Consider the following 12336-nt stretch of genomic DNA (forward strand, 5'->3'; position numbering starts at 1 on the left):
GTATAAGTATCGTCAGCAGAACGGAGGAATGAAGATGGAAGAATTAGAAACAAAACTAGATGAAGAGACTTTATTCTCCATCACGCAAATATTTAAAGCGATGGCTGATCCAACACGCGTACAAATATTATATCTGCTCAGTGATAAAGAATACTCAGTCGGCGAGATCGCAAGAAGCCTTGGCTTTAACCAAACGACTGTATCCCATCAGCTACGTTTTCTTAAAAACCTTCGTCTAGTAAAATCAAGACGAGAGGGAACTTCTATTTATTATACACAAGATGACAAGCACGTTTTAGAACTATTGAAACAAACGATCCGACATGTAGAACATCATTAAAAGTTCTCTCTTGCTTATAGAGGGAACTTTTTTTACTGCTAAAACCTGCAATGTGTAGTAAAATGAAAACAAACTATCGTACTGGAGGAAAAAATTTGAAAAAAAGGACTACTTTAGAAAAGATCAGTGCCGTCACTTGCTTTATCGTTCTACTTGCGATCGCAGTAGCAGCGATCATCTGGAAAGAACAGTTGACACTCGTTATCGTGCTGTCGATCATCGAGTACGTCCTCGTACAGTACCTGTGCTACCAGACGATCTATCGCTCGCTTGAGGTAAACACTGCCCGGCGTCAGAAATTATTCTTGTGGGGAAATATTCTCACACTTATGCTTGCCGCTATCATCCTTATTTTTGCCAGCGACAATTTCCGCAATTTCTCCGCAGCACTTATCATGATTCTCGGTTATATCGCTGCGCTTATTATGCGAGAGGTAGAAAAAACGAGCCCTACCAATAAAAAAGGAAAGGATTGATTCGATGGGGATTCATCAATACTTCCAAAGTTTATCGGATTTAGAAAATATTTATCGCTGCCCCGGAAAGTTCAAATACCAAGAACATTCTGTGGCTGAACATTCTTATAAAGTAACCAGCATTGCCCAATTCTTAGGATTAGTGGAGGAACAAGCAGGGAATGAGATCGATTGGCGTTCTCTTTATGAAAAAGCATTGAACCATGATTACTCCGAATTATTCATCGGCGACATCAAAACGCCGGTAAAATACGCCACTCCGGAACTACGGGAAATGCTCTCGGAAGTAGAAGAAAGTATGACACATAACTTTATTGAGCGGGAAATACCGGAACGTTTCCAAAAAGCCTACCGCTATTTCCTAAAAGAAGGTAAGGATCAGACGATTGAAGGCAAGATCTTAGCCGTAGCGGATAAAGTCGACTTGCTATATGAATCCTTTGGTGAGATTCAAAAAGGTAATCCTGAAAATGTCTTCATCGAGATCTATACGGAAGCCTTAGCGACGATTTATCAGTTCCGGGAAATGGCAAGTGCACAGTATTTTCTTGATGAGATCCTTCCAGATATGCTTGCCGAAAAAGGGATCGAAAAAACAGAACTACCGCAACTTACGAATACCGTTATGTCAAATGTCTTAAAAGAAGAAGAATAAAGGAGGTCTCGCGCATGATCGACCAGCTTATCTCGGCTTTTATCCTGCCCTGTTTATTAGTTGTTGTCTTTGCGCGGATAACTTACAGCAGATACGTCGGTCTGATACTGATGGTAGGACTGATAGCTGCATCTTCCAAATTGGGATACACAGACACATGGTGGCTTATTGTGATCGATGCCTTTTCAATGACAGTCGGCTTTTACTTGGCAACCGTGATGCTGCGTAAACTAAAAGAAAGAGACAATTTGTGAAAAATGATTAATTGTGATAGACTATAAACAAAATCTAGGAAAGTAAGAGGTATGTGTCATTATGAAATTTTAACCCGAAATCTGCTGCTATTTTAATAAAACGACTTTTTATTAGGATAACTATGACCAGAATCGGTGTTAAAGCAAATAATGACGCAGTAAATATTCCTTTTTAGCCTACGTATACGGCTTATTAGTGTTTTTTTTGCGCCATTATATGCAACTTCCAATTCTGGTAAAGATTGGAGGTTTTTTTGTTTCCACTTTTTAAATTAGCTAGAAAAGGAGACGATGCGTAATGGCACAAATCATACTAACAAATATCCAAAAAGAAATTTCTGGACAAAAATTGTTTACAATCAAACATCTGCAAGCAAGACAAGCCGCGAGAATAGGGATAGTCGGCAAAAACGGTGGAGGGAAGACGACCTTACTGCGAATGCTAACAGGAAAAGATACGGACTATGACGGCGAAATCGATTTGACAGGAAGTTGCTATCTAGTACCACAATTAAAGGAAAATACGACACAAAGCGGCGGAGAACAAGTTCGCGCCTACTTAAATCAAGCGTTGAAGGCACGACCAGAGATTTTATTGCTGGATGAGCCGAGCGCTAACCTAGACCGCGCTAACCAAGAATGGCTGATCAATAAACTGAAACGCTATCCGGGGATCATTGTTTTCGTAACACATGACCGCCACTTGCTGACAGAATTAGCAACTTCGATCTGGGAGATCGAGAATCAGGTTTATACCGAGTATCCAGTGAATTATCAAACTTATTTAGAGCAAAAAGAAAAATATATCGAGAAAAAAGAACAAGCTTTTGTGCAGTATACGCAAGAGAAGAAAAAACTCGAAGCAGAGATCCAAAAACGAAAAATAAAAGCGGATCGTATGCGTAAACCGCCAAAAGGTATGAGCTCCTCGGAAGCGCGAGCAATGTCGTTAGTCGGTAATTTCGACGGTAAACAGCGGAAAATGGCGGCAACGGCTAAAAGTTTGGAACACCGCAAAGAAAGTTTAAGCGAAGTAGAAAAAGTAAAAAAAGCAAAAACGATTCAATTAGTTGATCAAGGACTGCCACAGTTCAATGGTAAAACGATCATGCGGATAACAGCGTTAGATCTAAAGGTAGCTGACCGTCTATTACTGAAGAACGCAACTTTCCATTGGTCAGATGGGGAACGGCTGGCACTAATTGGTCCGAATCGAAGCGGTAAGACCACATTGATCAAAAAATTGTTGGCAAATGATAGTCCGGAGATTTATGTTTCCGAGAAAGCCAAAATCGGTTATTTCTCGCAAGACTTCCAAACGATCGAGATGCAAAAAACGATTTTCGATAATGCCAAGCAATTTTCCACACAGCCGGATCAAGTCATTTTTGATATTCTTGGAGCAATGGGTTTTCGTCAAGAAAAAGTCTTGCAGCTCGCGGACAGCTTAAGTGGCGGCGAACGGGTCAGACTGGGACTTGTCCAGATATTGGTGAGCGACAGTAATGTCTTGATCTTGGACGAGCCAACGAATTATTTGGATATCCAAGCCTTAGAAGCGTTGGAAAGATTCTTAAATGCATATCAAGGCGGTGTTCTGATCGTTTCACATGATAAGGCATTTATCGACCAAGTAGCGACGAGGGAATTAGTTATCCAATCCAAGGAACTGCTTGACACAACGAAACTCAACCACTCCTCAGCAGAAACAGCGGAGTTGGAGTCGAAATTACAGCTACTGACGATGAGAAAAAATGAATGGATCGCAGACATGGAGATACCGATTGAAAAGATCCAGCAGATCAATCAAGAAATCGCCGAAGTGAAGAAGCAATTGGATGAAAGATAATTACCCGGGAAATAAAAAAAGAAGAGGGCAGCCTCTTCTTTTTATTTAGCGCTTCTTGGTATTAGACTTAAACACGGCCGTCAACACAATGATTGCTGCTATCAGCCAAATCGATAGGTATACAAAATTGATAGGCTTATTATCTGCATGTAGATGATAAGCTAAGTTAGAAGGGAGAAACAAAATGATTTTCTCGAACAATGGGCTGCCGATCGTCGGGAAAAACAACTCATACATAATACTCATCCCAAAAATGAAAAACAAAAGCATGTTATAAAACGTTGAGCTCCCTGCGCTTTTCGCCAGCAAGCCTGCAATCAGACCAAACATCGTGAAAAGCAGCAACAGAATGACTAATGCTGCATATTCGATTGGTTGTAAATGAACGGACAAATTTAAAATAAACAGACTGATAATGGTAGTAATTATCGAGATAATAATACCAATGACCGCTTTGGAACTCAGGATCTCAATCGAAGTCGCCGGTGATTCGGTGAGCCCCTCTAATGTACCTTTTTCTTGTTCTTCAGTCATCAATGCTAAAATGACAGCCGCACTTGCTGCAATAAAAGCCATAGAAATGACTGAATATATTAAGGTGCTATGCGGTCCATTCGGAGTTGATTGCGAGACCATTCGATAAATATAACTGAATAGAAAAACGACTAACGGCATAAAGAATAATGCAGGATTTCGCAAAAATTCCTTAAGATCTTTTTCTATCATTGCATGGATCCGATTCATATGCATCTTACAGCAGCTCCTTTCCAGTAACTTTTAGAAAAACATCGCCTAAGCTCGGTAGATCGGAGGAAATAAATTTGAGGTCGTCCACTTCGATCATATCGGAAATATAACGAGCGGCATCCATGTTCATATCTAGTCTTTTAACATTGCCGTTTTTATGGATTACTTTGATTGTTTGATTAGAATGCCTAAATCGTAATTCCTCTGGTGTACCAATGACTTTTAACATTCCTGATTCAATGAATGCAACACGATGGCATAAATGATTTGCTTCTTCCATATTGTGAGTGGTCAGAAAGATAGTAGTTCCCTTTTCGTTGAGTGCTTTCAACCCGTTGTGGATATGAGCCATTGTCATCGGATCAAGAGAGGAAGTTGGCTCATCTAAGAAAAGCAGTTCAGGTTCATGCATGATCGTTTTGGCTAATAAGACACGCTGCTTCATTCCAGCAGATAAGGTTTTGATCACTTTCTTTTTGCTGTCTGCTAAATCGACAAATGCTAAGGCTTCTTCGATTTTTGTTTGAGGCATATCGTATAGTTTCGCAAAAAGCATCAAATTATCTTGGACGGTCAGACGTTCATATAAGGCGCTATGATCCGATAGTATGCCGACTTTATTGGCGAAAGCAGAACTGCCGATCTTTGATTGTGGAAAGCCGAGTACCTCTATTTCGCCCCCAGATGGATAGTACTTCCCTGTGAGCATTTTGATGGTGGTCGTTTTTCCAGAACCGCTAGGGCCCAAAAAACCGAAAATCTCTCCTTTTTTCACTTGGAATGTCATCGCATCGATGATTCTGGTGCCGGAAAGATGTTTGGTCAACTGATTTACTTTAATAATATTTTCCAATTCTTAAACCTCCTTTAGATTCAACAACAGTGTAATATACTGGCTGATCTGTTGCAGCTAAATGGAGATGAGATGTACCTCTTAGCGGATGAAAAGTTACAAGGATAGATCGAAATGTTGTTCAATTTCTTTTATTTTTTGTCTAGAAAGAGGGATCAACGTACTTTTGGAATTATTCAAGCGAAGGGAGTACGTGTTTTTTGACCAGGAAACAATCTCGCTTATTTTTTGCAGATTGACGATATAAGAACGATGACAGCGGTAAAAGCCATAATTTCGGATTATATCCTCTACTTTTTGAAGCGTAGATTCTTGTGAATAGACCTCATCATCGACATGAAGCAGTACTTTCCCTTCTTGGCTTTCGACATAGTCGATATCGATTGGATCAAGCAGCATTGTCTTGTCATTTACTTTCACTGCGATACGTCTCACTTGGAGCGTTCGCGGGACAGCTTCTTCTAATGGAGTTTCGTTATTGTTTTCCTGTATCTGGATCGGTTTAAAATCATGCGGCGTTAAACGGTAACAATTATTGGACAGTAACATGGCTTCTTCGGTATTGTTAGTCAAACAAATAATCTGTTTAGAAGCACTGATTTCTTTTAATAATGCGATCACGCGGTCCTTCGTTTCAATATCAATGTTTTGTAACGGCTCTTTGAGGATGATTTTGGTATAAGGCTTGATAGCCAGCTTGGCGATCTGCAGCAGACGCCGCTGTGGAGGCTGTAGATCTTTATAATAGATTGCTGCATAAGGAGTCAAATGGTATTTTTCCAATATAAGTGCTACATCTTGACGCAGGTCGTACCATTTTAACCAGAACACAATCAGTTCGGATACTTTCATCCGTTCCGGCAAGCGGTCATTCAAGACGTCAAGATGAACGGTTTCTAACTCATTAAGGTGCAGTATATTAAGCTGTAATTCATTTTCTGCAATAATTATAGATAATGCAGAATCGATTACGCTTCTTTTATCAGGATGTGTGTAAATTTCGATTGGGACCATCTCCATTTAAATTTAATATTTACTAAGTATAGCATAGCTTACTTTTAGTAGATTTAATTTTAAAGATAACTTTCATATTTGACATTTTTCCTAAAGGCAATAAAAACTATCTTTATAATAGGCGAAGAAAGTGATGGATTACAACCATAGTCGAAAAGCAGTACTTTGCATTTTTAAAAATTTACTTTAAAAATAAGAACTGTTTTTTGAAGTGAATTTCTTTATGATGAAAATATAGATAAAACAGGAAGAGATTATCTAGTTAAAAGATAGAACGCAATTTAAAAGTTGGGAACATAGTTTTAGAAAGATTATTGGAGTGAGGAATCACATGTTAAATGAATTGATTACATTTTTAACTACAAACGTAATGTTGGCGAATGAATATACGAAAAAGGAATTTTGGCGAGCAGAAGAGGTCATCTATCAGTATAAAGCACCATTATCGCCGGATTACTTTAGTTTTATTGAACAAGGCGCTGCCAGAATGGAGATTTTTCAAGAAGGAGAATGGGTTCCAATCCATCTATTAGGAGCAGAGAGCTTTTGTGGAATCGAACATTTCGTCAATGAACAATTACGCAGCCCATTTTTTGAATATCGGGTCATGGCGCTTACGGATGGAAAAGTATTCCGGGTGCAAAAGAATTATTTCCTAGACCACATGTTTGCCAATCCACAGTACATGCAGCTGATGTTGCAGCAAGTAAGTTCTTTTTTAGTGTACATGACGCATCAACATTATTACTCAAAATCAACAATAGAAAAAAAGATTGCTAATGAACTGGTGGAACTTACTTGGATGAATTTAGGACTTAGTCCAGAAAAGGTAAATAGGATGTTGGTATTTCCAGATTATGTCAATGAATCCTATTTAGCCAAGCTTTTACAGCTAGATAAATCAGAAATAACCATCGTTTTCAAAAAATGGCGGGAAGAACAGCTATTGTTGAAACAATCGCCTATCGTGCTAGATTATGTAAGTCTGCAGAAAAAATCATCTTTTTCGGAAAAGATCACAACTCAAAATTAAAAGCTTACTGCGGTAAGCTTTTTTTTCATGTAATAGTCAAAAAGACGAACGTATTTTCGCTTTTTGTTAGGAGAATGGATGTTTTTATGATAAAATAAAGGTAACTATTCCGTGCGAAAAGGCTTTTTATTCTTAAAAAACGGGTAACAGGGAATAAACAGAAAAGAACGGGGGATTCCGAATTGAAAGATCAATTTGAATTAGTCTCTAAGTATTCACCGCAAGGAGACCAGCCAAAGGCGATTGAAAAATTGGTGGCGGGGTTAAATAAAGGGATCAAACATCAAACATTACTTGGAGCGACAGGAACAGGGAAAACATTTACTGTGTCCAATGTTATTCAAGAAGTCAATAAACCAACGCTAGTAATGGCGCATAATAAAACACTAGCCGGACAATTGTATAGTGAATTCAAGGAATTCTTCCCAAATAATGCAGTCGAATATTTTGTCAGCTATTATGATTATTATCAGCCGGAAGCGTACGTGCCGCAAAGCGATACCTATATCGAAAAAGATGCCAGCATCAATGATGAGATCGATAAACTGCGACATTCTGCGACAGCTTCTTTATTTGAGAGACGAGATGTTATCATCATCGCAAGTGTATCGTGTATCTATGGCTTAGGTTCGCCAGAGGAATATGGGGCGATGCTTGTTTCATTGCGAACTGGAATGGAGATCGGGCGCGACCAGTTGCTTCGTAAATTAGTCGATATCCAGTATGACCGTAACGATATCGATTTTCAGCGTGGCCGTTTTCGAGTACGCGGCGATGTTGTTGAGATCTTCCCAGCTTCTCGTGATGAACACTGTATCCGCGTTGAATTTTTTGGAGATGAGATTGAACGGATTCGCGAAGTGGATGCCTTGACTGGTGAGATCATCGGTGATCGGGAACACGTATCGATCTTTCCGGCGTCCCACTTTGTGACCCGTCGTGATATTTTAGAAAAAGCTATGGTCAACATAAAGACCGAATTAAAAGACCGTTTAAAAGAATTGCGTGATAATGATAAATTACTAGAAGCGCAACGGTTAGAACAACGGACGAATTATGACTTGGAAATGATGGAAGAAATGGGCTATTGTTCGGGGATCGAAAACTATTCCAGACACTTAGCGCTTCGTGCGCCAGGGTCAACGCCATATACATTGCTAGATTATTTCCCAGATGATTTTCAGATGGTCATTGACGAATCGCATGTTACGATGCCGCAGATCCGTGCCATGTATAACGGAGACCAAGCTCGTAAACAAGTCTTGATCGATCATGGCTTCCGCTTACCTTCTGCGCTGGATAACCGTCCACTTAAATTTGAAGAATTCGAGAAGCATGTCAACCAGATCATGTATGTATCCGCAACACCGGGACCATATGAATTGGAAAAAAACCCAGATGTCATCGAACAAATCATTCGGCCGACTGGTCTGCTTGATCCGGTCATTGAAGTAAGACCGATCCCAGGACAGATCGATGATTTAATGGATGAGATCGCGGAACGCGTTACCAAAAATGAACGTGTCCTGATTACGACATTGACGAAAAAAATGTCCGAAGACCTTACCGATTATTTAAAAGAAGCAGGCGTAAAAGTCCAATATCTGCATTCGGAAGTCAAAACGCTTGAACGAATCGAGATCATTCGCGATTTGCGTTTAGGCGTATATGATGTGCTTGTCGGGATCAACTTGCTTCGTGAAGGGATCGATCTTCCGGAAGTATCGCTCGTTGCGATTTTGGATGCCGATAAAGAAGGATTCCTGCGCTCCGAGCGTTCGCTGATCCAAACGATCGGCCGGGCAGCTCGTAATGAAAACGGAAAAGTCATCATGTATGCTGACCGTTATACGGATTCCATGACGAATGCGATCAATGAAACGCAACGTCGCCGTGAGATCCAAATCGCCTACAATGAAGAACACGGTATCACACCACAAACGATCAAGAAAGATATCCGCGGAGCAATCACAGCCACCGTCGCCGCTGAAGAGGAAGAAGCAGAACTGACAGACATCAGCAAAATGACGAAAGAAGAAAGAGCCGCTTTTATCGAAGAAATGGAACGAGAAATGAAGCAGGCTGCCAAAGCGCTTGACTTTGAACGAGCAGCGGAACTGCGGGATGCTTTATTAGAAATAAAGGCGGAAGGATGAGACGAATTTGGAAAAAGATAAAATTGTCATCAAAGGTGCACGCGCACATAATCTAAAAAATATCGATGTGGTTATACCTCGCGATAAATTAGTCGTTATGACTGGTTTATCCGGTTCAGGGAAATCATCATTAGCCTTCGACACGATTTACGCCGAAGGGCAACGACGGTATGTAGAATCATTATCCGCCTATGCCCGTCAATTTTTAGGACAAATGGATAAACCTGATGTTGATACGATCGAAGGACTAAGCCCGGCGATCTCGATCGACCAAAAGACAACTAGCCGCAATCCACGATCCACAGTTGGTACCGTGACAGAAGTTCATGATTATTTACGGTTGCTTTATGCACGTGTCGGACATCCAATTTGTCCCAATCATGGTATCGAGATCACTTCACAGACCATTGAACAAATGGTGGAACGCGTGTTGGAATATCCGGAAAAGACAAGACTGCAAGTAATGGCACCGATTATTTCCGGTAAAAAAGGTTCTCATAAAAAATCGCTAGAAGAAATCAAAAAACAAGGTTTCGTTCGTGTACGAGTAGACGGTGAGATTCTTGATATCAACGATGAGATCGAACTTGAGAAAAATAAAAAACACTCGATCGAGATCATCATCGATCGGATCGTATTAAAAGAAGGGGTTCATTCCCGGCTATACGACTCGCTGGAATCTGCGCTTCGTTTAGCAGACGGCTATGCGATCGTAGACATTATCGACGAGAAAGAACTTTTGTTCAGCGAGCATTATGCCTGCCCATATTGTGGCTTCACTGTCGGCGAATTAGAACCGCGGATGTTTTCTTTCAACAGTCCATTTGGTGCTTGCCCAACTTGTGATGGCTTGGGAACAAAACTAGAGGTAGACGTAGATACAGTGATCCCGGATCGGTCGCTATCACTTAGTGCTGGTGCCATCGTTCCATGGAAACCGATCAGTTCACAATATTATCCACAAATGTTGGCATCTGCCTGTGAAGAATTTGATATCGACATGGATGTGCCCTTTGAGAAACTCCCGAAAGTCAAACAAGATATCATTCTGCATGGCTCTGGGACCGAAGAATTTTTCTTCAAATATAAAAATGACTTCGGTATGACGCGGGAAATATGGATGCCTTTTGAAGGCGTCCTGCCGAATATCGAAAGACGCTACCGGGAAACAAATTCTGATTTTACCAGAGAACAAATGTCGCAGTACATGACATACCTGCCATGTCCGACCTGCCATGGCTATCGTCTAAAAGAAGAAGCACTCTCTGTTAAGATCGCAGATAAGCATCTTGGCGAAGTAAGCAATTTTTCGATTGTAGAAGGATTGGCCTTTTTCGATAGCCTGACTTTATCTGAAAAAGATTCGCAGATCGCAGCACCTATTTTGAAAGAAGTTCATTCAAGACTTGGCTTTTTAGAAAATGTTGGGTTAGAATACTTGACCATGAGTCGTTCAGCTGGAACATTATCCGGCGGGGAAGCCCAGCGGATCCGCTTGGCAACACAGATCGGTTCTAGGCTGACAGGAGTCTTATATATCCTTGATGAGCCATCGATCGGCTTGCATCAGCGCGATAATGATCGGCTGATCCATACACTGAAAAATATGCGTGACATCGGCAATACACTGATCGTTGTAGAACATGACGAAGACACGATGATGGCGGCTGACTATCTGATCGATATCGGACCCGGAGCAGGAGAACATGGCGGTCAGATCGTTGCAGAAGGAACACCAGAAGAAGTAAAAGCCAATAAAAATTCCATCACAGGCGACTATTTATCCGGTAAAAAATTCATTGCCATTCCTACCGAACGTAGAAAGGGCAATGGCAAAAAGCTGGAGATCATTGGTGCCAAAGCCAATAACCTGAAAAATGTAAGCACAGAGATCCCGCTAGGAACGTTCACCGCCGTGACCGGCGTATCTGGATCAGGAAAAAGTTCACTAGTCAATGAAGTGTTGCGTAAAGCCCTGTCACGCAAACTCAACCGAGCGACTGCTAAGCCAGGTGAGCACAAAGAAATCAAAGGGATCGACAACTTAGAAAAAATCATCGATATCGATCAATCACCGATCGGTAGAACGCCACGTTCTAACCCTGCTACTTATACAGGTGCTTTTGATGATATCCGTGATTTGTTTGCCAGCACGAATGAAGCGAAAATGCGCGGTTATAAAAAAGGAAGATTCAGTTTCAACGTAAAAGGCGGTCGCTGTGAGGCTTGTCGTGGAGACGGAATCATCAAGATCGAGATGCACTTTTTGCCAGACGTTTATGTGCCATGTGAAGTTTGCCATGGCAAACGTTACAATAGCGAAACACTGGACATCCATTATAAAGGTAAAAACATTGCCGAAGTATTGGAAATGACCGTTGAAGAAGGTCTGGAGTTTTTCAAAAATCAACCGAAAATCGCACGCAAACTGCAAACGATCGTGGATGTAGGATTAGGCTATATCCGGCTTGGCCAACCAGCTACCACGCTTTCCGGTGGGGAAGCACAACGGGTCAAGCTGGCTTCCGAGCTGCATAAACGCAGTACAGGGAAATCTTTCTATATCTTAGACGAACCAACGACGGGCCTTCATGCCGATGATATCAGCCGTTTGCTGAAAGTCTTACAGCGATTAGTCGATAATGGCGATACCGTATTGGTCATCGAACATAATTTAGATGTCATCAAACAAGCGGATCATCTTATCGATCTTGGACCAGAAGGCGGCGATGGCGGTGGTGAGATCGTTGCCACAGGGACACCTGAAAAAGTAGCCCGCTCCAAGAAATCCTATACAGGAAAATACTTGAAACCAGTACTTGAGAGAGACACCAAACGCACAAAAGATAAAATCAAAGCAGCAGAAAAATAATGCCGAAACGTATCGAGATTAAACCCTCGATACGTTTTTTGATACGAACACATCAAAAGTCTATATAAATAATCATTCTCTAGTTGT

Annotated in this window: 11 protein-coding genes; 8 read left to right on the forward strand and 3 right to left on the reverse strand. The window is 41.1% G+C overall.

The features are described from left to right. Nucleotides 1-34: 34 nt before the first annotated feature. From HMPREF0556_RS11785 to abc-f, 5 genes are all read left to right on the forward strand, one after another. On the forward strand, nucleotides 35-340 hold the full coding sequence (locus HMPREF0556_RS11785) for an ArsR/SmtB family transcription factor (protein ID WP_036105657.1): 306 nt from the start codon (nucleotides 35-37) through the stop codon (nucleotides 338-340). 95 nt (nucleotides 341-435) lie between these two features. After that, nucleotides 436-816 (forward strand): hypothetical protein, encoded by a 381-nt coding sequence (locus HMPREF0556_RS11790; protein ID WP_040486793.1) that lies wholly within the window; start codon nucleotides 436-438, stop codon nucleotides 814-816. 4 nt (nucleotides 817-820) lie between these two features. Next, nucleotides 821-1471, forward strand: a complete 651-nt coding sequence (locus tag HMPREF0556_RS11795) for an HD domain-containing protein (protein ID WP_003758906.1) — start codon at nucleotides 821-823, stop codon at nucleotides 1469-1471. 17 nt (nucleotides 1472-1488) lie between these two features. Continuing rightward, nucleotides 1489-1725 carry a CsbA family protein gene (locus HMPREF0556_RS11800; RefSeq protein ID WP_036105802.1) on the forward strand — a complete coding sequence of 79 codons (237 nt, stop codon included), beginning with the start codon at nucleotides 1489-1491 and terminating at the stop codon, nucleotides 1723-1725. Nucleotides 1726-2023: 298 nt separating this feature from the next. Next, complete coding sequence (gene abc-f / locus HMPREF0556_RS11805) at nucleotides 2024-3574, forward strand: ribosomal protection-like ABC-F family protein (protein ID WP_003758910.1); 1551 nt, start codon at nucleotides 2024-2026, stop codon at nucleotides 3572-3574. A gap of 45 nt (nucleotides 3575-3619) precedes the next feature. On the opposite strand, the gene HMPREF0556_RS11810 is transcribed toward abc-f, so the two are convergent. From HMPREF0556_RS11810 to HMPREF0556_RS11820, 3 genes are all read right to left on the reverse strand, one after another. Then, nucleotides 3620-4324, reverse strand: coding sequence for an ABC transporter permease (locus HMPREF0556_RS11810; RefSeq protein WP_003758911.1), 705 nt, complete (start codon nucleotides 4322-4324; stop codon nucleotides 3620-3622). A 1-nt stretch (nucleotide 4325) separates the two neighbouring features. Next, nucleotides 4326-5174 carry an ABC transporter ATP-binding protein gene (locus HMPREF0556_RS11815; protein ID WP_003758914.1) on the reverse strand — a complete coding sequence of 283 codons (849 nt, stop codon included), beginning with the start codon at nucleotides 5172-5174 and terminating at the stop codon, nucleotides 4326-4328. 96 nt (nucleotides 5175-5270) lie between these two features. Continuing rightward, nucleotides 5271-6194, reverse strand: coding sequence for a LytTR family transcriptional regulator DNA-binding domain-containing protein (locus HMPREF0556_RS11820; RefSeq protein ID WP_003758917.1), 924 nt, complete (start codon nucleotides 6192-6194; stop codon nucleotides 5271-5273). Nucleotides 6195-6519: 325 nt separating this feature from the next. Here HMPREF0556_RS11820 and HMPREF0556_RS11825 point away from each other — a divergent pair, with 325 nt between their 5' ends. The 3 genes from HMPREF0556_RS11825 to uvrA all read left to right on the forward strand — a co-directional run bounded on the left by HMPREF0556_RS11825 (nucleotide 6520) and on the right by uvrA (nucleotide 12249). Beyond that, nucleotides 6520-7221 carry a cyclic nucleotide-binding domain-containing protein gene (locus HMPREF0556_RS11825; RefSeq protein WP_003758919.1) on the forward strand — a complete coding sequence of 234 codons (702 nt, stop codon included), beginning with the start codon at nucleotides 6520-6522 and terminating at the stop codon, nucleotides 7219-7221. Nucleotides 7222-7403: 182 nt separating this feature from the next. Beyond that, nucleotides 7404-9377 (forward strand): excinuclease ABC subunit UvrB, encoded by a 1974-nt coding sequence (gene uvrB / locus HMPREF0556_RS11830; RefSeq protein ID WP_003758921.1) that lies wholly within the window; start codon nucleotides 7404-7406, stop codon nucleotides 9375-9377. A 7-nt stretch (nucleotides 9378-9384) separates the two neighbouring features. After that, nucleotides 9385-12249: an excinuclease ABC subunit UvrA gene (uvrA, locus tag HMPREF0556_RS11835; protein WP_003758924.1), complete on the forward strand. Its 2865-nt coding sequence runs from the start codon at nucleotides 9385-9387 to the stop codon at nucleotides 12247-12249. Nucleotides 12250-12336 lie beyond the last annotated feature (87 nt).

The organism is Listeria grayi DSM 20601, assembly GCF_000148995.1.
GTDB lineage: Bacteria > Bacillota > Bacilli > Lactobacillales > Listeriaceae > Listeria > Listeria grayi.